20 protein-coding genes are annotated in these 23,846 nt (G+C 63.7%); 1 reads left to right on the top strand and 19 read right to left on the bottom strand.

Going from position 1 to position 23,846, the window contains the following annotated elements; genetic code table 11:
- Nucleotides 1-39 precede the first annotated feature (39 nt).
- Nucleotides 40-516, bottom strand: coding sequence for a nitrate reductase associated protein (locus AABE10_RS06305; protein WP_342932445.1), 477 nt, complete (start codon nt 514-516; stop codon nt 40-42).
- Between the two features lie 139 nt (nt 517-655).
- Between AABE10_RS06305 and fdhD the strand changes: the two genes are divergently transcribed.
- On the top strand, nt 656-1,486 hold the full coding sequence (gene fdhD, locus AABE10_RS06300) for a formate dehydrogenase accessory sulfurtransferase FdhD (protein WP_342932444.1): 831 nt from the start codon (nt 656-658) through the stop codon (nt 1,484-1,486).
- Nucleotides 1,487-1,513: 27 nt separating this feature from the next.
- Here fdhD and AABE10_RS06295 read toward each other — a convergent pair whose 3' ends face one another.
- The 18 genes from AABE10_RS06295 to AABE10_RS06210 form a co-directional block, all read right to left on the bottom strand.
- Nucleotides 1,514-2,278, bottom strand: coding sequence for an enoyl-CoA hydratase (locus AABE10_RS06295; RefSeq protein WP_342932443.1), 765 nt, complete (start codon nt 2,276-2,278; stop codon nt 1,514-1,516).
- A gap of 112 nt (nt 2,279-2,390) precedes the next feature.
- Complete coding sequence (locus tag AABE10_RS06290) at nt 2,391-3,590, bottom strand: acetyl-CoA C-acyltransferase (protein ID WP_342932442.1); 1,200 nt, start codon at nt 3,588-3,590, stop codon at nt 2,391-2,393.
- Nucleotides 3,591-3,601: 11 nt separating this feature from the next.
- On the bottom strand, nt 3,602-6,037 hold the full coding sequence (locus AABE10_RS06285) for a 3-hydroxyacyl-CoA dehydrogenase/enoyl-CoA hydratase family protein (protein ID WP_342932441.1): 2,436 nt from the start codon (nt 6,035-6,037) through the stop codon (nt 3,602-3,604).
- A 134-nt stretch (nt 6,038-6,171) separates the two neighbouring features.
- A complete protein-coding gene (locus tag AABE10_RS06280) occupies nt 6,172-7,959 on the bottom strand; it encodes an acyl-CoA dehydrogenase C-terminal domain-containing protein (protein WP_342932440.1) in 1,788 nt (595 codons plus the stop codon).
- Nucleotides 7,960-8,041: 82 nt separating this feature from the next.
- Nucleotides 8,042-8,647: a TetR/AcrR family transcriptional regulator gene (locus AABE10_RS06275; RefSeq protein WP_087734085.1), complete on the bottom strand. Its 606-nt coding sequence runs from the start codon at nt 8,645-8,647 to the stop codon at nt 8,042-8,044.
- 269 nt (nt 8,648-8,916) lie between these two features.
- Nucleotides 8,917-10,188 (bottom strand): cardiolipin synthase ClsB, encoded by a 1,272-nt coding sequence (clsB, locus tag AABE10_RS06270; RefSeq protein ID WP_342932439.1) that lies wholly within the window; start codon nt 10,186-10,188, stop codon nt 8,917-8,919.
- The gene (nudB, locus tag AABE10_RS06265; RefSeq protein WP_342932438.1) at nt 10,185-10,661 is read right to left on the bottom strand and encodes a dihydroneopterin triphosphate diphosphatase; all 477 of its coding nucleotides are present in this window, start codon (nt 10,659-10,661) and stop codon (nt 10,185-10,187) included. The genes clsB and nudB overlap by 4 nt, the downstream gene beginning before the upstream one ends.
- Before the next feature lie 160 nt (nt 10,662-10,821).
- Nucleotides 10,822-12,621: an aspartate--tRNA ligase gene (gene aspS / locus AABE10_RS06260; RefSeq protein ID WP_342932437.1), complete on the bottom strand. Its 1,800-nt coding sequence runs from the start codon at nt 12,619-12,621 to the stop codon at nt 10,822-10,824.
- Nucleotides 12,622-12,693: 72 nt separating this feature from the next.
- On the bottom strand, nt 12,694-13,356 hold the full coding sequence (locus AABE10_RS06255; RefSeq protein WP_342932436.1) for a DUF502 domain-containing protein: 663 nt from the start codon (nt 13,354-13,356) through the stop codon (nt 12,694-12,696).
- A 67-nt stretch (nt 13,357-13,423) separates the two neighbouring features.
- Nucleotides 13,424-13,774, bottom strand: a complete 351-nt coding sequence (locus tag AABE10_RS06250; protein ID WP_342932435.1) for an FmdB family zinc ribbon protein — start codon at nt 13,772-13,774, stop codon at nt 13,424-13,426.
- 138 nt (nt 13,775-13,912) lie between these two features.
- Nucleotides 13,913-14,554 (bottom strand): thiopurine S-methyltransferase, encoded by a 642-nt coding sequence (locus tag AABE10_RS06245; protein WP_342932434.1) that lies wholly within the window; start codon nt 14,552-14,554, stop codon nt 13,913-13,915.
- 23 nt (nt 14,555-14,577) lie between these two features.
- A complete protein-coding gene (ubiB, locus tag AABE10_RS06240; RefSeq protein ID WP_342932433.1) occupies nt 14,578-16,161 on the bottom strand; it encodes a ubiquinone biosynthesis regulatory protein kinase UbiB in 1,584 nt (527 codons plus the stop codon).
- Between the two features lie 15 nt (nt 16,162-16,176).
- Nucleotides 16,177-16,821, bottom strand: coding sequence for a ubiquinone biosynthesis accessory factor UbiJ (locus AABE10_RS06235; RefSeq protein WP_342932432.1), 645 nt, complete (start codon nt 16,819-16,821; stop codon nt 16,177-16,179).
- 110 nt (nt 16,822-16,931) lie between these two features.
- Complete coding sequence (locus tag AABE10_RS06230; protein ID WP_342932431.1) at nt 16,932-17,939, bottom strand: Tim44 domain-containing protein; 1,008 nt, start codon at nt 17,937-17,939, stop codon at nt 16,932-16,934.
- A 37-nt stretch (nt 17,940-17,976) separates the two neighbouring features.
- On the bottom strand, nt 17,977-18,708 hold the full coding sequence (ubiE, locus tag AABE10_RS06225; RefSeq protein ID WP_342932430.1) for a bifunctional demethylmenaquinone methyltransferase/2-methoxy-6-polyprenyl-1,4-benzoquinol methylase UbiE: 732 nt from the start codon (nt 18,706-18,708) through the stop codon (nt 17,977-17,979).
- Between the two features lie 113 nt (nt 18,709-18,821).
- Complete coding sequence (locus AABE10_RS06220; RefSeq protein WP_342932429.1) at nt 18,822-19,235, bottom strand: DUF971 domain-containing protein; 414 nt, start codon at nt 19,233-19,235, stop codon at nt 18,822-18,824.
- Between the two features lie 7 nt (nt 19,236-19,242).
- A complete protein-coding gene (locus tag AABE10_RS06215) occupies nt 19,243-19,671 on the bottom strand; it encodes an HIT family protein (RefSeq protein WP_342932428.1) in 429 nt (142 codons plus the stop codon).
- 33 nt (nt 19,672-19,704) lie between these two features.
- Nucleotides 19,705-23,820 (bottom strand): FAD/FMN-binding oxidoreductase, encoded by a 4,116-nt coding sequence (locus AABE10_RS06210; protein WP_342932427.1) that lies wholly within the window; start codon nt 23,818-23,820, stop codon nt 19,705-19,707.
- Nucleotides 23,821-23,846 lie beyond the last annotated feature (26 nt).

The following is a 23,846-nucleotide window of genomic DNA, read 5'->3' as shown; positions in this document are numbered from 1 at the left end:
TGAGATTGAGTGTGAAAACGAAAAAATCTTTCGCCGGGATCAGCCGGCGAGACCGAATTCCTTCATCGCGGGCAGGAAATCGTGGTTGCTCGCGCTCTTGCGCGACAGTTTGGCAAGCACATAACGCTTGAACGGATCGAGCCGCGCCCAGTCGTCGACGCCCGGCGCGCTCAGGTTCGCCAGATTCGCCTGATGCAGCACGGTCTCGGGCACGGCCGCCGTGTCGCGCCACGCCGGGTTATCCTCGGGCGTGAACCACTCGGGCTCGACGTTCGCGTGCGTGCGCATCATTTCGAAGAGCGCGTGATCGAAGTTCGGCTCGATCGCGGTGTCTTCGTCGACGGGAAACCGCGCGAGCAGCGTGCGGTCTTCGTGCGGCAGCATCTGCCATTGTTCGAGCGAAATCCGCAGCCCGAAACGGTCGAGATTGAAGCGAACGGCCATCGGGATAAATTTCAAATTCTCCGAAGACTCGATCTCGAAGTTGAACAGCAGCGGCGCATCATTGAGTCCCATAGCAGATTCCTCTTGTTCGGCGGCCAACGCGCTAAGCCGGTCTGAGGTATTTTAGAACCTTATTCGCGGCGCGGCGGCCCCGCCGTCGACTGCCGCCAACGCACAGCAAACCTTTGCACGGCACGAGAGGAGCAGGCAGGTGAACGAACTGGAAACGGGCGAACAGCCGGGCGTCATCGAGCAATCGGTGCGCCGGCACCGCGGCGGAGCGGTCGAAACCGTCGAGACTGTCGCCGATCATGTCGGCCAGGAATGGCCCGTTGCGCTCGTCTTCAACGGCATCTCGCATGCGGTGATGATGTGCACACCGCGCGATCTGGAAGAGTTCGCGGTCGGATTTGCGATTTCGGAGGGAATCGTCGAGCGCGGCGCGCACATTCAGGACATCGAGGTCGAGTTCCGCGACGGCAAATTGCCTCACGCGGAAGTGCAGCTGACCGTCGTGCAGCAGGCGTTCGTCGCGCTGAAGGAAAAACGCCGCGCGCTGTCGGGCAGAACGGGCTGCGGCGTGTGCGGCATCGAGAGCATCGATCTGCTCGACCTGACGCCGGAACGCATACCCGACACCGGTTTTCTGCAACGGCTCGCGCCCGATGCGATCGCCCGTGCCGCGAAGGAGCTGCCCGCGCATCAGGCGCTCACGAAGATGACGGGCGGCCTGCACGCCGCCGCGTGGTGCGACGCGACGGGCGCGATCCGCTACGCGTTCGAGGACGTCGGCCGCCACAACGCGCTCGACAAGCTGATCGGCCGGCTCGTGCTGGACCGCGTCGATACGACGGACGGCTTCGTGTTCCTGTCGAGCCGAGCGAGCTACGAGCTGGTGCGCAAGGCCGCGCGCGTCGACATTCCGATGGTCGCGACCATTTCGGCGCCGTCGTCGCTCGCGATCACGATTGCGCGCGAAGCGGGCGTGCGGCTCGTGAGCTTCTGCCGCGAGTCGAGTTACGTCGATTACGACACCGTCTGACGACGCCTCGCGCGGACGTCGCCGCGCTCAGTCGAACTGCCGGAAGTCCGGCTTGCGCTTCTCGAAGAACGCCTTGAATGCTTCCTTCGCCTCGGGCGCGAGCAGCATCTTCGCGAAGTGCACGGCCTCGTCGGTCATCTGCGTGCGCAGTTCGTGCTGCGTGGCGCGCTTCATCAACTGCTTGGTCACGCGCAGCGATGATGCCGGCAGCGCCGCCAGCTTCTGCGCCTGCTTCATCGCGAACGCGTCCACTTCGGCGGCGGGCAGCACGCGGTTCACGAAGCCCATGCGCTGCGCTTCCTTTGCGTCGAACGCTTCGCCGAGCATCAGCTTTTCGGCGGCCGCCTGATAGCCCGCCACCCGCTGCAGCAGCAGCGACGACGCCGCTTCCGGACAGAGGCCCAGTTGCGAGAACGGCATCGAGAACATGGCGGTGTCGGCCGCATAGACGAGATCGCAATGCAGCAGCAGCGTCGTGCCCACGCCGATGGCCGCGCCCGCCACCGACGCCACCACCGGCTTTTCAGCCGTCGAGATCGCGCGCAGGAACTGGGACACCGGCGCGTCCTCGCTGACGGCCGGCTTGTTCAGGAAATCTTCGAGATCGTTGCCCGCGCTGAAGATGCCCACGCTGCCGCGAATCACGATCGCACGCACCGAGGCGTCGGCGTGCGCCTGAACCAGCGCGTCGGCCATCGTCTGATACATCGCGGCTGTGATCGCGTTCTTCTTGTCGGGACGGTTGAAGGCTATCGTCAGCACGTCGGCTGTGCGTTCGACCAGAATGTCCATCTTGTGTCTCCTCGACTTTCGTCGGTGTATTTCGCGTTGCGCGCGCCCAGCGGACCGCCCCTTGAATTGCAGCAAGAAGCGGCCCGCAAGCGATAGAGAACTACAGGGGAAACTACAGCCGCTCGATGATCCCCGCCGCGCCCATGCCCGTCCCGACGCACATCGTCACCATCCCGTACTTCAGATTGCGCCGGCGCAGCCCGTGCACGACGGTTGCAGCACGGATCGCACCCGTCGCGCCGAGCGGATGGCCGAGCGCGATCGCGCCGCCGAGCGGATTGATCTTCGACGGATCGAGGCCCAGGTCGTTGATCACGGCGAGCGATTGCGCGGCAAACGCCTCGTTCAGCTCGATCCAGTCGATATCGTCCTGCTTCAGGCCCGCAGCCTTCAGCGCGGCGGGAATCGCTTCCTTCGGACCGATGCCCATGATCTCCGGCGGCACGCCGCGCACGGCGAAGCTGACGAAGCGCGCGAGCGGCGTCAGGTTGAACCGCTTCAGGATCTTCTCCGACACGACGATCAGCGCCCCCGCGCCGTCCGACGTCTGCGAGCTGTTGCCCGCCGTCACCGTGCCCTTGTTCGCGAACACGGTGCGCAGCTTCGCGAGACCTTCCATCGACGTATCGGCGCGCGGGCCTTCGTCGAGATTCACTTCACGCGTCTTCATCTTCACTTCGCCCGTCGCGAGGTCGGGGAAGCGCTCGGTCAGCGTGTACGGCGCGATCTCGTCGTTGAATTCGCCGGACTGCTGCGCGGCGATCGCCTTGCGGTGCGATTCGACGGAGAACTGGTCCTGCTGCTCGCGGCTCACCTTCCAGCGCTCCGCGACCTTCTCGGCAGTCAGGCCCATGCCGTAGGCAATGCCGACGTCCTCATTGCGGTCGAAAATATGCGGCGACAGCGACGGCTTGTTGCCCATCATCGGCACCATGCTCATCGATTCGCAGCCGCCCGCGATCATCACGTCAGATTCGCCGACGCGAATGCGGTCCGCCGCCATCGCGAGCGCCGTCACGCCCGACGCGCAGAAGCGGTTCACCGTCACGCCGCCCACCGTGCTCGGCAGACCCGCCAGCAACGCGCCCATCCGCGCGACGTTGAGCCCCTGCTCCGCTTCGGGAATCGCGCAACCGACGATCGCATCTTCGATCAGCGACGTATCGAGGCCGGGCACCTGCGCGACAGCCGATCGGATCGCGTGCACCAGCAGTTCGTCGGGGCGCGTGTTCTTGAACATGCCGCGCGGCGCCTTGCCGATCGGCGTGCGGCTCGCGGCGACGATATAGGCGTCCTGCAATTGCTTTGTCATTTGAGACTCCCTCAGTTGCGCACCGGCTTGCCCGTTTGCAGCATGCCCATGATCCGTTCCTGCGTCTTCTGCGTGCCGAGCAACTCGACGAACGCGCGACGCTCGAGCGTCAGCAGCCATTCTTCGTCGACGAGGCTGCCCGCTTCGACGTCGCCACCGCACACCGCTTCCGCGATGCGGCTCGCGATCAGGTAATCGTGATCGCTGATGAAGCGGCCGTCGCGCATGTTGACGAGCGACGCCTTGATCGTCGAAATCGCCGAGCGCCCGGCGACGGGCACCTGCATCACGCGCAACGGCGGACGATAGCCGGCAGCGGCCAGCGCGCGCGCTTCCTTCTTCGCGGTGTCGAGCAGTTCGAATACATTGAAGACGATCGTGTCCGACGGCTTCAGATAACCCATCGCGCGGGCGTCGAGCGCGGAGCCCGAGACCTTCGCCATTGCCGCGTTTTCGAACGGCTTTTGCAGAAACTTGAGCAGATCGTTGGTCGCGCCGGCCTGCGTCGCGGCTTCGGCGGCGCGCAGCGCGGCTTCCTTCAGGCCGCCGCCCGCCGGCACGAGGCCGACACCCACTTCGACGAGACCGACATAGCTCTCGATGTGCGCGACGCGCTTCGCGCTGTGCAGCACCAGCTCGCAACCGCCGCCGAGCGCGATGCCCGACACGGCCGCGACCACGGGCACGTTCGAATACTTCACGCGCAGCATGCCCTGCTGAAACTTTTTCACGAACGGCTCGATGCCCTTCGCGCCGCCCATCATGAACGCGGGCATCGCTTCTTCGAGATTCGCGCCCGCCGAGAATGGACCGCCCGGCGCGCCGAGTTTCAGCGAAGTCGGTTGCCAGATCACGAGGGCCTTGTAGTCCTGCTCGGCGACGTCGATGGCCTGCACGAGGCCGTCAATCACCGATGGCCCGATCGTGTTCATCTTGCTCTTGAACGACACGATCAAAACATCGCTTTCACCCGCGCGATCGTCGACCCACGCGCGCACCGCATCCGTTTCGAACACGGTCTTGCCGTAAGTTTTCGGATCGACACCCGTCTCACCGGCGAGCGGCGCGCGGAATACCTGCCGGTCGTACACGGACAGCGACGAGCGCGGCACGAAGCGCTGTTCAGCCGGCGACCACGAGCCTTCGTTCGTATGCACGCCGCCCTTTTCGGCGACGGGGCCTTCGAGCACCCACGAGGGCAGCGGCGCGTTCGACAGCGCCTTGCCCGCCGCGATGTCTTCCTGCACCCACCCGGCGACCTGCTTCCATCCCGCCGTCTGCCAGCCCTCGAACGGGCCTTCGTTCCAGCCGAAGCCCCAGCGGACCGCGAGATCGACGTCGCGCGCGTTGTCGGCGATCGATTCCAGATGCACGCCGATGTAGTGGAACACGTCACGGAAGATCGCCCACAGGAACTGTGCCTGCGGATGCTGCGTTTCGCGCAGGAGCTTCAGGCGCTCGGCGGGCGGGCGCTTCAGAATGCGGCCGACCAGTTCGTCCGCCTTCGCGCCGCCGTCGACATAGCTGCCCGTCTTCGCGTCGAGCACCTTGATCGCCTTGCCTTCTTTCTTGTAGAAGCCCGCGCCCGACTTCTGGCCGAGCGCGCCCTGCTTCACCAGTCCGGCGAGCACGGCGGGCGTTTCATAGACCGGGAAGAACGGATCGTCCGCGAGGTTGTCCTGCATCGTCTTGATGACGTGCGCCATTGTGTCGAGACCGACGACGTCCGCCGTGCGGAACGTCGCCGACTTCGCGCGGCCGAGGCGGCTGCCCGTCAGATCGTCGACTTCATCGAAGCGCAGGCCGAACTTCGCGGCCTCCGCGATCACCGCGAGAATCGAAAAAACGCCGACACGGTTCGCGATGAAGTTCGGCGTGTCCTTCGCGCGCACGACGCCCTTGCCGACGACGCTCGTCAGGAACGTTTCGAGTTGGTCGAGGATTTCCGGACGCGTCGCCGTCGTCGGGATCAGCTCGACCAGATGCATGTAGCGCGGCGGATTGAAGAAGTGCACGCCGCAGAAGCGCGCCTTCAGTTCGTCGGAAAAGCCCTTCGACAATTCCGTGATCGACAGGCCCGACGTGTTCGTCGCGAAGATCGCATTCGCGCCGATGTGCGGCGAGACTTTCTTGTAGAGATCGTGCTTCCAGTCCATGCGCTCGGCGATCGCTTCGATCACCACGTCGCATTCCGCGAGCTTCTCGATGTCGTCGTCGTAGTTGGCGGGCTGGATGTATTGCGCGTCGTCCTTCACGCCGAACGGCGCCGGCGACAGCTTCTTCAGGTTCTCGATCGCCTTCAGCGCGATGCCGTTCTTCGGGCCTTCCTTTGCAGGCAGGTCGAACAGCAGCACGGGCACTCTGGCGTTGATCAGGTGCGCAGCGATCTGCGCGCCCATCACGCCGGCGCCGAGCACGGCGACCTTGCGAATGATCAGATTGCTCACGTCGTTCCTCCGGGGAGTTATGCGGTGTCGCGAGTTGCCGCGTGAAGGCGCACGTAGCCTCCTTGACGCGGCGTATGTGAGAAAGGGAAGCGGCGGCGCATGGCGTGACGATCGATACGCCGCCTGCGATGGCGTTAGAACAGCGCTTCGTCGATGTCCATCAACGTCTTCGAGCCGGCGCGCGCGGCGCGGATCGTCGAGGCCGTTTCGGGCAGCAGCTTCGCGAAGTAGAAGCGCGCGGTGGCGAGCTTCGACTTGTAGAACGGATCGCCGGACGCTTCGTTATCGAGCGCGACGCGCGCCATGCGGGCCCAGAAGTACGAGAACACCAGATGGCCGACGGTACGCAGATACGGCACGGCCGCCGCGCCCACTTCGTCCGGGTTCTGCATCGCCTTCATGCCGATTTCCATCGTCAGCTTCTGGACCTTGTCGCCGATGTCCGCGAGCGGATTGACGAACTCCTGCATCTCCGGCTTGATCCCTTCCGCTTCGACGAAATCCGTCACCAGCTTGCCGAACTTCTTGAGCTTCGCACCCATGTCGCCGAGCACCTTGCGGCCCAGCAGATCGAGCGACTGAACCGTGTTTGTGCCTTCGTAGATCATGTTGATCCGCGCGTCGCGCACGTACTGCTCCATGCCCCATTCGGCGATATAACCGTGGCCGCCGAACACCTGCATCGCGAGGTTCGTGCCTTCGAACGCGTTGTCCGAGAGGAACGCTTTCAGGATCGGCGTGAGCAGCGCGACGAGATCGGCGGCTTCCTTGCGCACCGCTTCGTCTTCGTGCGACAGCTCCTTGTCGATATGCAGCGCGGACCAGTACGAGAACGCGCGCGCGCCTTCCGCGTACGCTTTCTGCGTGAGCAGCATGCGGCGCACGTCCGGGTGAACGATGATCGGGTCGGCGGCCTTTTCAGGCGCCTTCGGGCCCGTCAGCGAGCGCATCTGCAGACGCTCCTTCGCATACGCGAGCGAGTTCTGATACGCGACTTCCGTCAGGCCGAGGCTCTGCATGCCGACGCCCAGGCGCGCTGCATTCATCATCACGAACATCGCGTTGAGGCCCTTGTTCGGCTCGCCGACCATCCAGCCCTTCGCGTCGTCGAGATTGATCACGCACGTCGCGTTGCCGTGAATGCCCATCTTGTGCTCGATCGAGCCGCACTTCACGCCGTTGCGCGCGCCGGGATTGCCGCTCGCATCGGGCACGAACTTCGGCACGATGAAAAGCGAGATGCCCTTCGTGCCGTTCGGCGCATCGGGCAGACGCGCGAGCACGAGGTGAACGATGTTGTCGGCGAGATCGTGTTCACCGCTGGAGATGAAGATCTTCGTGCCGCTGATCGAGTACGAGCCGTCGCCATTCGGCTCGGCCTTCGTGCGCAGAATGCCGAGATCGGTGCCGCAGTGCGGCTCGGTCAGGCACATCGTGCCCGTCCATTGACCCGACACGAGCTTCGGCAGATACGCCTGTTGCAATTCCGGCGTGCCGTGCGCGTGCAGGCACTCGTACGCGCCGTGCGACAGGCCGGGGTACATCGTCCATGCCTGATTCGCCGAGTTCAGCATCTCGTAGAGCGCGTTGTTGACGAACGCGGGCAGGCCCTGGCCGCCGTACTCGGGATCGCAGCCGAGCGCGGGCCAGCCCGCCTCGACGTACTGTCGATATGCTTCCTTGAAACCCTTCGGCGTGGTGACGACGCCATCGCCTTCGTACTTGCAGCCTTCCTGATCGCCGCTCTGGTTCAGCGGGAAAAGCACCTCCGAGCAGAATTTTCCGGCCTCTTCGAGCACCTGATTGATCGTGTCGGCATCGAGATCCGCGTGCCTAGGCATCTGCTTGATCTCGGCTTCGACGTTCAGCAGCTCGTGCAATACGAATTGCATGTCGCGCAACGGCGCGGCGTACTGTCCCATGAGTCTCTCCAGTCAATCCAAAGGTGTGGCGCGTCGCGAGCAGCCTGCCGCCGTTTGGATCCGATGGACCCAGCCAGCCCCGCTAGCGGCTCGTGCTCTCGCTCTGACGCGAAACAATCAGTTTTTCCAGCGCGGCCCACGTGAGGCGCACGGCATCGGGCAGATGCAGAAAGCGTGCGTCGTGATGCAGGCCGAGCGTGAAGCTATACAGTTCGAAGAGCATCAGTTGCGAGTCGGTATCCGCGCGCAGATGCCCCTCTTCGATCGCCTGCGAAATGGCTCGCGTGAGCGCCGCGCGCCACATCTGCACGCTCGCCACCAGCTGCTCGCGCACCGCGCTGTCCGCGCGATCGTCATACTCGACCGCGCCGCTGATGTAGATGCACCCAGTCGTGACCTCCTGGACGCGCTTCTCGATCCAGCGCGAGAGCATTGCGCGCAAGCGGGGCAAGCCACGGGGCTCGCGCAGACTCGGGAAGAACACCTCGTCTTCAAAACGACGGTGATATTCGCGCACGACTTCGACCTGCAAGTCCTCGCGCGACCCGAAATGCGCGAACACTCCGCTCTTGCTCATCTGCATGCGCTCGGCCAGCAGGCCGATCGTCAGACCTTCCAGTCCGTCGCGGCTTGCCAGATCGAGTGCTGCATCGAGAATCGCGGCTCGCGTTTGTTCGCCTTTTCGCATAGCTGTGTACCGTCTGATTTGATCGAAGGGAAAAATCGAACGGTCGTACCATTATTGGGCGTGACCGTCCGCGAAACAAGGAATTTATTAGAAACGGGTTTCTAACGACGCTTCAATTTTCCGTCATTCGTCTATAGGACGATGCGGAATTTTTAGAATCATTTAGCGGAACCGGTCTGAGTTGTCTCCAATTTGTGTTTTCTGCGCACTGCGGACCGCATTTTCTCTGTGCTTTTTCGTTCTTTCCAGCCCGCCTTCCGATCGTTCGCTTAGTCGTAGCCGCCGACCGTCAGCAGTTTCATCGCCAGCCGATAGGTGTTATACGCGAGCCAGTTGAGCAGCCGCTCGCCGGCGGGACGCGACTCGTAGTGCTTTTCGTCGATGCGGCGCGATTCGTCGAACGCCGCGAGGATCGCATCGCGCAACTGATCGATCTCGGGATGCAGCACCAGCACGACATTGGCTTCGTTGTTCAGCATCAGGCTCAGTGCGTCGAGATTCGACGAGCCGACCGTGCCCCAATTCGAGTCGACCACGGCCACCTTGCCGTGGAGCATGGTCCTTTCGTACTCGGCGATCTTCACGCCCGCCTTCAGCAGCGAGCGGTACAGGAACGGCACCGCGTAATCGAGCGCGGCAAACTCTTTTCTGCCGATCACGAGACGCACGTCGACGCCGCGCTGCGCCGCGAAGATCAGCGCGCGCCGCAGCTTGCGGCCAGGCATGAAGTAAGGATTGGCGAGCAGCACTTCGGAGCGCGCCTGGCCGATCGCCGTCAGATACGCCTTTTCGATCGCGCGCCGGTTCACGAAGTTATCGCGCGCGACGAACGCGACGCACGGCTCGGCCATCGCACGCATGTCGGCATTGCGTGCGCTCTTCATGCTCTGGCGCGCGCGCACGAAGCGCGCGGTCGCGGCGCGCGGCGTCGCGGCGCCGACGGGCGGAGGCGTCAGCGCGGGCCGGTGGCCGATGCGGATGCGCTCCCATTGCACGTCAAATGCTTCGCGCACGTCGGCCACGACGGGCCCTTGCAGCTCGACGGCAAAATCCCAGCGCGGATACGGCAGGCGCATGCCGTTCTGATCGTAGTCGTCGACGATGTTGATGCCGCCGCACCACGCGAACGCGTCGTCGACCACGGCGAGCTTGCGGTGCGTGCGAGAAAAGCCGAAGCGGCCGAACAGATTCGGGTTGTAGATACGATGCTCGATGCCCGCGAGCGTCCAGTCGTTGAACATCGCGAGGCGCTCGGTGCCGATGCCGTCGGTGATCACGCGCACGCGCACGCCGCGCGTCGCGGCCCGTATCAGCGCGTCGGAGACGGGGCGGCCCGCGGCGTCGTCGCAAAAGATATAGGTTTCCAGCGCGACGTCGACTTGCGCGGCATCGATGCGCTCGACGAGCGACGCAAAGAACGGCTCGCCCTCGGTGAACAGGCGAATCTCGTTGCCCGTGCAAAAGCGATACCTGGACCAGTACCGCCGACCGGGCAGATGCTGGGTCAGTCGCGCAAAGCTGCGGCCACCGCCGCCGCTCATCGGCAACGCTCCTTCACGCGTTGCGGCAGTTGCAGGATCGCGTCGCGATTGGACCACGAGAAACAGCGCTCGGCGGCCTCCTGCCACGGCAGCCACAAATGCGCGGTATGTTCGAGCGGCGCGAGCGTCACTTCGAGACGCTCAGGCACTTGCAAGCTGAACCAGTGCTCGATGTTGTGCGTGACACCTTCCGCATAGCGATGGCGCCACGTCGAAAAAATCTCGAACTCGATGTGATGATGCCAGTCGACGAGCGCCTCGCGCGGCACGACGTCGCTGCCGATCACGATGCCCGTCTCTTCCGCCACTTCGCGGATGGCCGTTTCCGCGATCGGCTCGTCGATGCGCTCCTTCGAGCCCGTCACCGATTGCCAGAACCCCTCCCGATCGGCTCGTTCGATAAGCAGCACGTCGAGCTCGGGCGTGTGAATGACGACGAGTACGGATTCCGGAATCTTCGGCGGTTTCGGCATGGTGATAGAGCGGCGCGAGAGTCGCGCGATCGCATGTCGGAAGGCGTAGCTTTCAGTGACTTTAACGCAAAAAACGAAAAAGGCGCATCACGCGCCTTCTTCGTTCGCTGTTTCGCGCATCCGCCGTTGTTTTAACGGCGCGTCGCGCCAGACGTCACATTTACGCCTTCTGCTCGGGCTGACGCAGACGGATGTGCAACTCGCGCAGCTGGCGCTCGTCGACTTCGCTCGGGGCCTGCGTGAGCAGATCCTGCGCGCGCTGCGTCTTCGGGAACGCGATCACGTCGCGGATCGAATCGGCGCCCGCCATCATCGTGACGATGCGGTCCAGACCGAATGCGATGCCACCGTGCGGGGGCGCGCCGTATTGCAGCGCGTCCAGCAGGAAGCCGAACTTCGCGCGTGCTTCTTCAGCACCGATCTTCAGCGCGCGGAACACCTTGCTCTGCACGTCTTCCTGGAAGATACGCACCGAACCGCCGCCGATTTCCCAGCCGTTCAGCACCATGTCGTATGCCTTCGCGAGGCAGCGGCCCGGGTCCGTTTCCAGATATTCGAGGTGCTCGTCCTTCGGGCTCGTGAACGGATGGTGAGCGGCGACGTAGCGGTTTTCCTCTTCGTCGTACTCGAACATCGGGAAGTCGACGACCCACAGCGGCTTCCAGCCCGCTTCGACGAGGCCGTTCGCCTTGCCAAACTCCGAGTGGCCGATCTTCAGGCGCAATGCGCCGAGGCTGTCATTCACGACCTTCGCGCGATCCGCCGCGAAGAAGATGATGTCGCCGTCTTGCGCGCCCGTGCGCTCGATGATGGCCGCGATAGCCGCGTCGTGCAGGTTCTTCACGATAGGGCTTTGCAGGCCGTCACGGCCCTTCGCCACTTCGTTGACCTTGATCCACGCGAGGCCCTTCGCGCCGTAGATGCGCACGAATTCCGTGTAGCTATCGATATCGCCACGCGACAGCTCGCCGCCCTTCGGCACGCGCAGTGCCGCGACGCGGCCGTCCTTCGTGTTCGCGGGCGCGCTGAACACCTTGAAGTCGACGTCCTTCATCGCATCCGTCAGCTCGGTGAATTCGAGCTTCACGCGCAGGTCCGGCTTGTCCGAACCGAAGCGGCTCATCGCTTCCGAGTAGGGCATCACGGCGAACTTCGCGTCGAGTTCGACGCCGATCGTTTCCTTGAACACATGGCGCGTCATGTCTTCGAACAGATCGCGGATTTCCTGCTCGTTCAGGAACGACGTTTCGCAGTCGATCTGCGTGAATTCCGGCTGACGGTCGGCGCGCAGGTCTTCGTCACGGAAGCACTTGGTGATCTGGTAGTAACGGTCGAAGTTCGCGACCATCAACAGCTGCTTGAAGAGCTGCGGCGACTGCGGCAGCGCGAAGAACTGGCCCGCGTTCACACGCGACGGCACCAGGTAGTCGCGCGCGCCTTCCGGCGTGCTCTTGGTCAGCATCGGCGTTTCAATGTCGATGAATCCGCGCGAATCGAGGTACTTGCGCACTTCCATCGCGACGCGATAACGCAGACGCAGGTTGTGCTGCATTTGCGGACGGCGCAGGTCGAGCACGCGATGCGTGAGGCGCGTGGTTTCCGACAGGTTGTCGTCGTCGAGCTGGAACGGTGGCGTGACGGATGCGTTCAGCACGGTCAGCTCGTGGCACAGCACTTCGATCTTGCCGCTCTTCAGGCCAGCGTTCGTCGTGCCTTCCGGACGGTTGCGCACGACGCCCTTCACCTGGACGCAGAATTCGTTGCGCACGCCTTCGGCCGTCTTGAACATCTCAGCGCGATCCGGGTCGCAGACGACCTGAACGAGGCCTTCGCGGTCGCGCAGGTCGATGAAGATAACGCCGCCGTGGTCGCGGCGCCGGCTCACCCAGCCGCACAGCGACACAGTTTGACCCAGGAGGTGTTCGGTCACCAGACCGCAGTATTCAGATCTCATCGACATGATGTTTGTCTTTCGTTTTGCATGGGTTGAACGGCGCGCGCCAGACGGATGTGCGAGTGGCGCGCGCCGGCATTACATGGGTGGCTCGACAGTCGTGCGGCGCTCCGCCAACGGCTGATGCGTGGGCGAGGACGGGGCGACGACGCCCATCGAGACGATGTATTTGAGTGCGGCGTCGACGGTCATGTCGAGCTCGATCACTTCGCTTTTCGGCACCATCAGGAAGAAGCCGGACGTCGGGTTCGGCGTAGTCGGCACGTAGACGCTGACGTGATCTTCCTTCAGGTGGTTCACGACGTCGCCGCCGGGGATGCCCGTCAGAAACCCGATGGTGTAGGAGCCTTTGCGCGGGTACTCGATGAGCAGCGCCTTGCGGAAGGCGTTTCCGCTCGACGATAGCAGCGTATCGGACACCTGCTTGACGCTGGTGTAGATCGGACCGACGACAGGAATGCGCGCGACGATCACTTCCCACCAGCCGACCAGCTTCTGCCCAACGAAGTTCTGCGTCAATAGACCGACGACGAAAATGAACGCGAGGGTCAGCACGGCGCCGAGCCCTGGCAGGCGGAAACCGAGCAGACGCTCGGGCTGCCACGAACGGGGAAGCAACAGCAGCGTCTGATCCATCGTGCCGATGATCAGGCCGAGCACCCACAACGTGATGGCGAGAGGCACCAGCACCAGAAGGCCCGTCAGGAACACCGATTTGAGCGTCGTCTTTTTCGTCGTCATGTGTATCGCCAGAAATCCGCACGAACCCCTTGCGCGGCGTCTACTTCACCGTGGAGCAGCGAGCCGGCTAAGCGCCCGAACTGCTTGCCGCGGCGGGCGCCGCCGGTGCCGCAGCCGGCGCGCTCGTGGAAGCCGCGCTGTCGGACGAATCGGTCGAAGCCGCCTCCGGCTTGCTCTCGGCCTTGCCAGCCGCTGCGCCTGAGCCGCCATTGGCGCTGGAAGCGCCGCCCGAATTGCCGCCGCGGAAGTCCGTGACGTACCAGCCCGAGCCCTTCAACTGGAAACCGGCGGCAGTGACCTGCTTGCGGAACGCATCGGCTCCGCACTCGGGGCATTGCGTCAACGGGGCGTCGCTCATTTTTTGAAGCACATCCTTCCCGAAGCCGCATGACTCGCAACGATAAGCGTAGATCGGCATGATCTTGTCCCTACAGAAATCTTTTGAACGCTTGCAAAGCCTTGAATTATAGCCGCAAACGATGGGCCGCCCCGGAATTCCAGGGGAAACGGCCGGCATGGTCACGACCTCGACAGATGGGGGCGATGTCGCTACGAATCAAGCCCCTGTTGCGCCGCGCCGACGCCACGTCAGCCAGCGCTCCCGGCCGGCAAAGACGGCAATCGAATCGTTGACGGGCTCGTCTTCCGTCAGCTCGAAATGGGGCGTGAGCAGCGCGTCGAGCTCGGCGCGCTCGATGCCGAACGGCGGCCCCTTCGGCGTCGCGCCGATGAAGAAGAAACCGGCGAGCAATCCGCCTGCCGGCAACAGCGCGGCCATGCGCGCCACGTAGTCGCCGCGCCGCGACGGAGGCAGCGCGCACATGAACGCCCGCTCGTAGATCCAGCCCGGCTGGAAAGGCGGCTGATATGTGAAGAAATCGGCAACTTCCACGACGTCGGCATGCGCGCCCAGATGAGCGCGCGCGGCATCGACCGCATTAGGCGCGAAGTCGATTGCGCGAACCGGCCAGCCTCGTTCGGCAAGCCACCACGCTTCGTATGCGCTCCCGCAGCCGGGAATCAGCACGGGCATCGGCGCGTGCCGCTCGACGAACGCCTTGACCGATGCAGGCACGCCCGCCTGATCCCACGGCGTGTAGCCGCGCGAGAAGCGCTCGTCCCAGAAGCCGGGCGCATTCGGATCGCGGTTTTCGAAATCCGGCGTGCCGGAAGGAACCGTTGGCCTGGAGTCGCTCATTAGCGCACCTCGAAGTGGGGAGTTCAGTAGCCGCCGTACGCGATGGTGAGCCACGCGCGAGCCAGCACCGCACCGACACCGACGGCCACGCCGAACATCAACAGCCCTTGCAGCAGGCGGTTCGTGCGCTTCTGCTCGAGCAGGATCTGGCGGATAGTTTCGTCGTTGATGCCGCGCTGCTGCGCGTCGTGACGCTGCGCCAGCACGTGATGAATCAGCCGCGGCAATTGCGGAAGCGTCTTGCTCCATTGCGGCGCCTCGATCTTGAGCCGCTCGTACCAGCCGCGCACGCCGACCTGCTCGTTCATCCAGCGCTCGAGATACGGCTTCGCCGTCTTCCACAGGTCGAGTTCCGGGTCGAGTGAACGGCCCAGCCCTTCGACGTTGAGCATCGTCTTTTGCAACAGCACCAGTTGCGGCTGGATTTCGACGTTGAAGCGACGCGACGTGGAGAAGAGCCGCATCAGCACCTGGCCGAGCGAGATGTCCTTCAGCGCGCGGTCGAAATACGGCTCGCAGACCGCGCGAATCGCGCTTTCCAGTTCTTCGACGCGTGTCGTCGGCGGCACCCAGCCGGATTCCAGGTGCAGAGTCGCTACGCGGTGATAGTCGCGCTTGAAGAACGCGAGAAAGTTCTGCGCGAGATAGTTCTTATCGAAGTCCGACAGCGCGCCGATGATGCCGAAATCCAGCGCGATATATCGGCCGAAATGCGCCGGATCGAGACTCACCTGAATGTTGCCGGGGTGCATGTCCGCGTGAAAGAAGCCGTCGCGGAAAACCTGCGTGAAGAAGATCTCGACGCCCTCACGCGCGAGCTTCGGGATATCGACGCCCGCCGCGCGCAGCGTATCCACCTGGCTGATCGGCACGCCGACCATGCGCTCCATCACGAGCACGTTGGCCGTGCAATATTCCCAGTACATCTCCGGCACGAGCAGCAGATCGAGGCCCGCGAAATTGCGCCGCAACTGGCTGCCGTTCGCCGCCTCGCGCATCAGGTCGAGTTCGTCGTGCAGATACTTGTCGAACTCCGCGACCACTTCGCGCGGCTTCAGGCGCTTGCCGTCCGCCCACAGGCGCTCGGCCCACACGGCGAGATCGCGCAGCAACGCGAGGTCGGAATCGATCACGGGCAGCATGTTCGGCCGCAGCACCTTGACGGCGACCTGCTTGCCCGCGTGCTCGCCCGTCTTCAAGGTCGCGAAGTGAACCTGCGCGATCGATGCGCTCGCCACTGGCACGCGCTCGAAGTCGTCGAAGATCGAATCGACGGGCGCGCCCAGCGACTTTTCGATGATCGCGATGGCGATGTCCGAATCGAACGGCGGCACCTGGTCTTGCAGCTTCGCGAGTTCGTTCGCGATGTCGGGGCGCAGCAGATCGCGGCGCGTCGACAGCACCTGGCCGAACTTCACGAAAATCGGCCCGAGGCTCTCGAGCGCGAGGCGCAGCCGCAGCCCGGGCGGCTGGTCGAACTTGCGGCCGATCGTGGTGATACGCAGCAGCAATCGCACGCGACGGTCGTTGATGCGGCTCAGCATCATCTCGTCGAGGCCGAACCGGATGACGGTAAAGAATATCTTGAGGAAACGCAGGAAACGCATGACTGGGCCCGATGACTAGCGCGTGCCGCGCGACGTGGCGGCGCCGCCCGGCGCATGGGCGCCGCGGACTTCGACCTTCTGTTCGAGACGCTCGATGCGTTTCTCGACGCGCGCGAGCGCATCGCGGGCGCGCGCCAGGTCGGCGTTGAAGTCGTCGAGCGCCGCGCGGCGCACCAACTGCGGGTTCTCGTCGAGCAGATATTCGGCCACCGATTCGAGCAGGTTGCGGCCCGTGCGCAGTGCGTGAGTGCCGACCGTGCGCGCCACCGACGCGATCCGCCACGCGGGCCCGTCGCCGATCAGCTTCGCCAGGTCTTCTTCGGGCTCCCAGCGCAGATGCTCGGCGAGCTTGGCAATCACCGTCGCGAACTCCGCATCGCCTTCGATTTTCACGTGCTTCATCACGGCCGCCTGGCCACCTTGCAGGAACGCAGGCGCAGCGTCGGCGGGCACGGAAACGGTAACGTCGAACGCGTGCGCTTCGCTTTCGTCGACGGCGCTCAGATAGCCGTCAGGCTGGACCAGCAGGATCAGCGTGACGGGAGGACACGAGAGCCGCGCGGTCTTCCCGGCATATGGGGTGAGGCGTTCGCGCGCCCACGTTTCGCGAGCGAGCAGATGGTTGACGGCAGCAGCGAAGGGCTTGGCGGCAAAGGTCATCGGAAGTGGAAAGAGAAAACCCGCGCCGGCGACTGCCGACGCGGGTTCCTATTGTAACGTCCGTTCGCTTCGCGCCTTGCTCTGCCGAACGGCTAATCCTTGACGCAATATCAGTGATGATTCACTTGCTGGATGCCCGCGAGCAGCCAGCCTTCGCCCGTACGGGTCGACTTCGACAGGTTCCAGATTTCCTCGAACGGCTCGGCCGTGCCGCCCATCGTTTCGCGGATCAGGCCATAAAAGCGCACGCTCGCGAAGTATTCGCTGCCGCGATCTTCGACGCCGAGCAGATCGGCGTCCAGCTTCACTACGTCCGTCTGGTTCTTTTCGGCGCCGCGCGACGCCAGATCGACCTTCACTTCGGCGAACATTTCGGGCGTCGTGAACTCGCGGATGTCGTCCATGTTGCCGGCGTCCCACGCTGCCTGCAGACGCACGAAGTAGACCTTCGCGTTGCGCAGGAACGCTTCGGCGTCGAAGCCGGCAGGAACGGCGGGCGCGGCGGCGACTTCCGGCGTCGTCAGCGGGTTGCCTTGCGGCGAGAGGTACGAGCCCGACGGCGGCGCCGTATAGCGCGGCTCCTGTGAATAGCCCGTGCCGCCTGCGTTCAGCGTCGGCGAATTGCCGGCATAAGCGGGCGCCGATGCATCGCGCTTGCGGCCGAAAAACTTGCGGATCAGCCAGATCGCGACGAACGCGATCAGCGCGACGACGATCAGATTCGCCATCATGCCGGCGAACGCTTCGCCAAGACCGAAGTGCGACAGCAGCGCCGCGATGCCCAGACCAGCCGCGAGACCGGCGATCGGCCCCAGCCAGCGCGAGCGGTTAGGCTGCGGCGCGGGCGTGGGCGGCGGCGTGGACGGACGCTGCGATTGCATCCCCTGCGCCGGCGCGCCTGGTGACTGCGAAGGAGAAGGCGACGGCGCCGTCTGCTGATGCGGCTGGGTGATATTGGACTGGCGCCCGAAACTGCGGCTGCCGCCCATGCGTTTCGCTTCGGCGTCGAGTGAAGTCAGCGTGCCGACGGTAATCAGACCGACCATTGCGATCAGTCCGATTCTCCTCGCCCACAACCCCTTTACATTACAACGAGATAACAGATTCGAATCCGACATTTTCGCAATTTCCTTTAAAAACGAGAAGTTAGGGACGCTAGTATTTGGTCCCGATATGTAAAGCTACCACGCCAGCTGACAAATTGTAATATTTGACGGCGTCGAGGCCAGCTTGTTCCATCATCGTCTTCAAAGTTTCCTGGTCCGGATGCATGCGGATCGATTCAGCCAGGTAGCGGTAGCTGTCGGCGTCCTTCGCGAAGCGCTCGCCGAGCCACGGCAGCACCTTGAACGAATAGACGTCGTACGCCTTTTTCAGCGGGTCCCACACTTTCGAGAACTCCAGCACGAGCAGCCGCCCGGCCGGTTTCAGCACACGGCGCATTTCCGCGAGCGCCACGTCCTTGTGCGTCATGTTACGCAAGCCGAATGCCACCGTGACGACATCGAAGTAGTTGTCCGGAAACGGAATCTTTTCGGCGTCGCATAGCAGCGTGGGCGTAATGACGCCCTTGTCGATCAGGCGATCGCGACCGACACGCAACATCGATTCGTTGATGTCGGTATGCCACACTTCGCCCGTCTCGCCCGCCTGCTTCGCGAACGCTTTCGACAGATCGCCCGTGCCGCCCGCGATATCGAGCACCTTGTAGCCGGACCGCACATTGGCTTGCGCGATCGTGAACGCCTTCCACGCGCGGTGCAGCCCGCCCGACATCAGATCGTTCATCAGGTCATAGTTGGAAGCGACCGAGTGGAACACCCCCGCCACTTTCCTCGCTTTTTCCTGTTCATCGACTGTCTGATAGCCGAAGTGGGTATTGGTCATCGCGCGTCGTCCTTTCGCGTATTCGTTCTGAAAATTGTTTCGCCGCATCCGCGTCCGGGCGGCGCCGTGAAGAGCAGATCGCCGCACCGCGGACGGCCGCCCCGCGGATCGTATCAGTGTCGGTGGCCGTGCGCTGGGCTGGATACGGGCATCGGCGCGTCCCGGTCGACACCCGCGCCCTTAAGTTTGTCGAAATACTCGGCCCAGAGTTCGTCCTGACGGGTCGCGAGGTCCCACAGCAGGTCCCACGAATAGATGCCCGTGTTGTGGCCGTCAGAGAACGTGGGCTGCAGCGCGTAGTTGCCGACGCCTTCGAGCGCCGTGATCGTCACTTCGCGCTTGCCCGTCTGCAGCGTCTCCTGGCCGGGGCCGTGGCCGCGCACTTCCGCCGACGGCGAATAGACGCGCATTAGCTCGAACGGCACGCGGTAGCTCTTGCCGTTCGCATATTGCAATTCGAGCACCCGCGATACGGCATGAACGACGACGCCGGTGGGCACCGGCGTATCGGATTTCAATCCACTCATGATGACCTCAGGCGAGAGCTTGTTCGATTTCGCCGCGTACCGCTTCGCGCAGCAATGTCGCCTGTGCGCGGCGCTGCGACAGCATCGTTTCGGATACCGTCCGCTGGCGCGGCGCCCAGATGGGCAACGGGAAATGCGCGTCGTTGGAGAAGCGCGGGATTACGTGCCAATGCACATGCGGCACCTGGTTGCCGAGGCTCGCCAGATTCACCTTGACGGGTTGCAGAATGCGCCGGATCGCGCGCTCGACCGCGTAGACCACACGCATCACGTGGTCGCGCTCCCCATGACCGAGATCGGAGAATTCGGCGACATGCCTGCTCCAGATCACCCGGCAAAAGCCGGGATAGTCGTGTTCGTCGGCGAGGACGACACGCAGCGCGTCGTCCTGCCACAGCACGTCGCCGCCATCTTCACGGCAGAAAATACAGTCCATCGTCTACCTCGAGCGAAACGCCATATCGTGCAATTAGACCAGCACGCGCTCGATTCCGCCATTGTTCGCGCGCTGGACGTAGTCGGCCATCCAGTCCTCGCCGAGAACGTGCCGCGCGATTTCGACAACGATGTAGTCCGCTTCGATGTTCGCGTCCTCGTTGTAGCGCGACAGTCCTTGCAGGCACGACGGGCAGCTCGTGAGAATCTTGACGTCCGCAGCGCCATTCGCACCGGTTGCGCCATTCGGCTGCGGACCATCGCCCGCCTTCAGCACCGAGCCTTGCTGAGCACCAGCCGCGCCAGCCGCCGCGTTCGCCATGTTGATCGCGTTCGCGCCCGCGTCGGCCACGACGGGAATGCCGCGCAGCTTCGCCGCGCCCTTGCGGATTTCCTCTTCCTTGCGGAAGCGCACCTGCGTCGAAATATCCGGGCGCGTGACGGCCAGCGTGCCCGACTCGCCACAGCAGCGATCGTTCTTCTCGATCCGGTAGCCGTCGTTCTTCTCCGAACCCATCAGCTCGTTGACGAGCTTCACCGGGTCGATCGTCTTGATCGGCGTGTGGCACGGGTCGTGGTACATGTAGCGCATGCCCTTCACGCCGTCGAGCTTGATGCCCTTCTCCAGCAGGAACTCATGGATGTCGATGATCCGGCAGCCCGGGAAAATCTTGTCGAATTCGTAGCCCGCAAGCTGGTCGTAGCACGTGCCGCACGATACGACCACCGTCTTGATGTCGAGATAGTTCAGCGTATTCGCGACGCGATGGAACAGCACGCGGTTGTCGGTGACGATCTGCTCGGCCTTGTCGTACTGGCCCGAGCCGCGCTGCGGATAGCCGCAGCACAGATAGCCCGGCGGCAACACCGTCTGCACGCCCGCTTCCCACAGCATCGCCTGAGTCGCGAGACCGACCTGCGAGAACAGACGCTCCGAGCCGCAACCGGGGAAGTAGAACACCGCTTCCGAATCGACGGACGTCGTCTTCGGGTTGCGGATGATCGGGACGATCTTGTTGTCCTCGATGTCGAGCAGCGCGCGCGCCGTCTTCTTAGGCAGATTGCCCGGCATCTTCTTGTTGACGAAGTGGATCACCTGCTCCACCACAGGCGGCTTGCCAGTCGTCGCGGGCGGACGGGCCGTCTGCTTCCTGACGATCTTCTTCAGCACTTCGTTGCCGAGGCGCTGCGCCTTGTAGCCGACGCCCATCATCGCGGTGCGCGCGAGATTGATGGTCTGCGGATTGGTCGCGTTCAGGAAGAACATGCCCGCCGCGTTGCCCGCGTTGAACTTCTTCTTGCCCATCTTGCGCAACAGGTTGCGCATGTTCATCGATACGTCGCCGAAGTCGATCTTCACCGGGCACGGCGTCACGCATTTGTGGCAGACGGTGCAGTGATCGGCGACGTCGTTGAACTCGTCCCAATGCTTGATCGACACGCCGCGGCGCGTCTGCTCTTCATACAGGAACGCCTCGACCAGCAGCGACGTCGCGAGAATCTTGTTGCGCGGGCTGTACAGCAAGTTTGCGCGCGGCACGTGCGTCGCACAGACGGGCTTGCACTTGCCGCAGCGCAAGCAGTCCTTCACCGAATCGGCAATCGCGCCGATATCGGACTGCTGCATGATCAGCGATTCGTAGCCCATCAGCCCGAACGACGGCGTGTACGCGTTGCGCAGGTCCGCGCCGTCGAGCAGCTTGCCCTTGTTGAAGCGCCCTTGCGGATCGACGCGCTGCTTGTACGCGCGGAATTCGCCGATTTCGTCTTCGGTCAGGAATTCGAGCTTCGTGATACCGATGCCGTGCTCGCCGGAGATCACGCCATCGAGCGAACGCGCAAGCTTCATGATGCGCGCCACCGCAGTGTGCGCGTCCTGCAGCATCTCGTAGTTATCGGAGTTGACGGGGATGTTCGTGTGAACGTTGCCGTCGCCCGCGTGCATGTGCAGCGCGACGAACACGCGGCCGCGCAACACCTGCTTGTGAATCGCCTGCGCTTCGTCGAGGATCGGCTTGAACTCGCCGCCGTTGAAGATCTGCCGCAACTCAGCGCGGATTTCCTGCTTCCACGACACGCGCACCGTGCGGTCCTGGACGATGTGAAACACGTTTGCGTCGGGTTGGTCGTCGACGCGATCCGCGAATTTTTCCGCCAGCCCCGCATAGCCGAGCTGCACCAGATAGTGCTGCGCCTCGCGCAACGACAGATCGAGCTTGTCGCGCAGGAATTCCCAGCGCTTCTTCACTCGGCCGAGCAGTTCGAGCGCCTGATGCACGCGGTCTTCGAGCAATTCGGCGCTCGGGATTTCGTTCGCATCGTCGGTCTTGCCGAGCGGCAGCTTGCCGCTCTTGAAGAACACTTCGAGCGCGTCGACCAGTTGCAGCTTGTTCTTGATCGACAGCTCGATGTTGATGCGCTCGATGCCGTCCGTGTACTCGCCCATCCGGTTGAGCGGGATCACGACGTCTTCGTTGATCTTGAACGCGTTGGTGTGCTTCGCGATCGCGGCCGTGCGGCTGCGGTCGAGCCAGAAGCGCTTGCGGGCCTCGGCGCTCACGGCGACGAAGCCTTCGCCGCTCTTGCCGTTGGCCATGCGGATCACTTCCGACGTCGCGGTAGCAACGGCATCGGCATCATTACCGACGATATCGCCGATCAGCACCATCTTCGGAAACGCGTTGCGCTTGCTCTTCGTCGCGTAGCCGACGGCGCGCAGATAACGCTCGTCGAGGTGTTCGAGGCCCGCGAGAATCGCGCCGCCCTGCTTCGACGTTTCGAACAGATAGTCCTTGATTTCGACGATGCTCGGAATCGCCTCGCGCGCCTGGCCGAAGAACTCCAGGCAGACGGTGCGCGTATGCGCGGGCATCTTGTGCAGCACCCAGCGCGCGGACGTGATCAGGCCATCGCAGCCTTCCTTCTGGATGCCCGGCAGACCCGCGAGGAATTTATCGGTGACGTCCTTGCCGAGCCCTTCCTTGCGAAAGCGCCGTCCTTCGATCTCCAGCAGTTCGGTGCGCAACAGCTTTTCGCCCGGCGCGTGCTCGCCGTCGAACCACTTCAGCTCGAAGCGCGCGACGGGAATATCGTGAATCTTGCCGAGGTTGTGGTCGAGCCGCGTGATTTCCAGCCAGTTCCCTTCCGGGTCGACCATGCGCCACCACGCGAGATTGTCGAGCGCCGTGCCCCACAGCACGGCCTTCTTGCCGCCCGCGTTCATCGCCACGTTGCCGCCGATGCATGACGCGTCGAGCGAAGTCGGATCGACGGCGAACACGTAGCCCGCCTGCTCGGCCGCTTCCGTCACGCGGCGCGTGACGACGCCTGCGCCGGAGAAAATGGTCGGCACCTTGTGCGCGACGCCGGGCATTTCCGTCAGTTCGACGGCGCCGAGTTGTTCGAGCTTCTCGGTGTTGATAACGGCGGAGAACGGCGTGAGCGGCACCGCGCCGCCCGTGTAGCCGGTGCCACCGCCCCGCGGAATCACCGTCAAGCCGAGTTCGAAGCACGCCTTGATGAGGCCGGCAATCTCCGCTTCCGTATCCGGCGTGAGGACGACGAACGGATATTCGACGCGCCAGTCGGTCGCGTCCGTCACATGCGAGACCCGCGCGAGGCCGTCGAAGCGGATGTTGTCCTTCTGCGTCTGGCGGCCCAGCACTTTCGTCGCGCGGCGGCGCAGGTCGGCCATCTTGTCGAACTCGCCAGCGAACGCATCGACGGCGCGGCGCGCGGCGGCGACCAGCGTTTCGACACGCGCGGCGCGACCGACGCCCGCTTCGTCGCCATGTTCGGTCAGGTCGGCGCGGCGGCGCTTTTCGATTTCAGTGAGACGGTGATTCAGCGCCTCGATCAGCAGCGTGCGGCGCTTCGGGTTGTCGAGCAGATCGTCCTGCAGATACGGATTGCGGCGCACGACCCAGATGTCGCCGAGCACTTCGTACAGCATGCGCGCCGAGCGGCCCGTTCGGCGCTCCGTTCGCAATTCGTCGAGCGCGGCCCAGGCTTCGTCGCCCAGCAGGCGAATGACGATTTCGCGGTCGGAGAACGACGTGTAGTTGTATGGGATTTCGCGCAGACGCGGTTCGGTATCGGCGGCGACGGTAGCGGCGGCGCCGTGCGGATCGAAAACTTGAGGTGCGTTCATGTTTGGACGACTCGGTAGGTCAGCGA

The sequence above is a fragment of the Paraburkholderia diazotrophica genome (assembly GCF_038900755.1).
Lineage (GTDB): Bacteria > Pseudomonadota > Gammaproteobacteria > Burkholderiales > Burkholderiaceae > Paraburkholderia > Paraburkholderia diazotrophica_A.
Note: the sequence above shows the minus strand (reverse complement) of the source record. Positions and strands in the feature narration are given on the sequence as shown.

Excerpts from the sequence above, each read along its gene's own strand:
- AABE10_RS06305 (WP_342932445.1), bottom strand. The coding sequence starts at position 516 with ATGGGACTCAATGATGCGCCGCTGCTGTTCAACTTCGAGATCGAGTCT.
- AABE10_RS06295 (WP_342932443.1), bottom strand. The coding sequence starts at position 2,278 with ATGGACATTCTGGTCGAACGCACAGCCGACGTGCTGACGATAGCCTTC.
- AABE10_RS06290 (WP_342932442.1), bottom strand. The coding sequence starts at position 3,590 with ATGACAAAGCAATTGCAGGACGCCTATATCGTCGCCGCGAGCCGCACG.
- AABE10_RS06280 (WP_342932440.1), bottom strand. The coding sequence starts at position 7,959 with ATGGGACAGTACGCCGCGCCGTTGCGCGACATGCAATTCGTATTGCAC.
- AABE10_RS06275 (WP_087734085.1), bottom strand. The coding sequence starts at position 8,647 with ATGCGAAAAGGCGAACAAACGCGAGCCGCGATTCTCGATGCAGCACTC.
- clsB (WP_342932439.1), bottom strand. The coding sequence starts at position 10,188 with ATGAGCGGCGGCGGTGGCCGCAGCTTTGCGCGACTGACCCAGCATCTG.
- nudB (WP_342932438.1), bottom strand. The coding sequence starts at position 10,661 with ATGCCGAAACCGCCGAAGATTCCGGAATCCGTACTCGTCGTCATTCAC.
- aspS (WP_342932437.1), bottom strand. The coding sequence starts at position 12,621 with ATGTCGATGAGATCTGAATACTGCGGTCTGGTGACCGAACACCTCCTG.
- AABE10_RS06255 (WP_342932436.1), bottom strand. The coding sequence starts at position 13,356 with ATGACGACGAAAAAGACGACGCTCAAATCGGTGTTCCTGACGGGCCTT.
- AABE10_RS06250 (WP_342932435.1), bottom strand. The coding sequence starts at position 13,774 with ATGCCGATCTACGCTTATCGTTGCGAGTCATGCGGCTTCGGGAAGGAT.
- AABE10_RS06245 (WP_342932434.1), bottom strand. The coding sequence starts at position 14,554 with ATGAGCGACTCCAGGCCAACGGTTCCTTCCGGCACGCCGGATTTCGAA.
- ubiB (WP_342932433.1), bottom strand. The coding sequence starts at position 16,161 with ATGCGTTTCCTGCGTTTCCTCAAGATATTCTTTACCGTCATCCGGTTC.
- AABE10_RS06235 (WP_342932432.1), bottom strand. The coding sequence starts at position 16,821 with ATGACCTTTGCCGCCAAGCCCTTCGCTGCTGCCGTCAACCATCTGCTC.
- AABE10_RS06230 (WP_342932431.1), bottom strand. The coding sequence starts at position 17,939 with ATGTCGGATTCGAATCTGTTATCTCGTTGTAATGTAAAGGGGTTGTGG.
- ubiE (WP_342932430.1), bottom strand. The coding sequence starts at position 18,708 with ATGACCAATACCCACTTCGGCTATCAGACAGTCGATGAACAGGAAAAA.
- AABE10_RS06220 (WP_342932429.1), bottom strand. The coding sequence starts at position 19,235 with ATGAGTGGATTGAAATCCGATACGCCGGTGCCCACCGGCGTCGTCGTT.
- AABE10_RS06215 (WP_342932428.1), bottom strand. The coding sequence starts at position 19,671 with ATGGACTGTATTTTCTGCCGTGAAGATGGCGGCGACGTGCTGTGGCAG.
- AABE10_RS06210 (WP_342932427.1), bottom strand. The coding sequence starts at position 23,820 with ATGAACGCACCTCAAGTTTTCGATCCGCACGGCGCCGCCGCTACCGTC.